At 61.2% G+C, this 449-nt stretch carries 1 protein-coding gene; it reads right to left on the bottom strand.

All coding sequences use genetic code 11. The features are described from left to right. Positions 1 to 449, bottom strand: a 449-nt coding sequence (locus ORL50_RS28765) for an immunoglobulin-like domain-containing protein (RefSeq protein ID WP_266020093.1), incomplete at both ends; no start/stop codon positions are given.

The following is a 449-nucleotide window of genomic DNA, read 5'->3' as shown; positions in this document are numbered from 1 at the left end:
ACCGACGGCATCGCCTTGACCGGTAGGTTCGTCGGTCACAGCAGTTTGCACTGCGTTTTGACCCAGGGTCAGTTTCTCGTAGGTGCCTGCACCTTCGACCGTTTCCAGCTTGTTAACGATGGTCGGTTGGCCGCCCGCTGCGATGTCGTCCGCAGCGGTGATGGTCGCTTGGCCAGTGACGCTGTTCGCCGGGACTTTGATCAACGTACCGTCGGTGAGCTTGAAAGTCAGCTCCGGATGGTTGGTCAGTGGCAGACCGGTGCTGGTGGTCAGGGTCACGGTGTAGGTGACTTGGCCGCCTTCTGCCACAGTGGTTTTGTCTGCGGTCAGGGTCGCGAAGACTTCACTGGTGGTGTCGCCGATGGTCACCGACGCTGGGCCGCCAATGGTTGGGTTCTCCAGCGCTGCGCCGTTCGAGGTGGCACCGGTGATGCTCAGGGACACGGTAT

Source organism: Pseudomonas sp. RIT-562 (genome assembly GCF_026241895.1).
In the GTDB taxonomy this organism is placed as follows: Bacteria; Pseudomonadota; Gammaproteobacteria; order Pseudomonadales; family Pseudomonadaceae; genus Aquipseudomonas; species Aquipseudomonas mandelii_F.
This window is presented reverse-complemented; position numbering and strand designations above follow the sequence as displayed.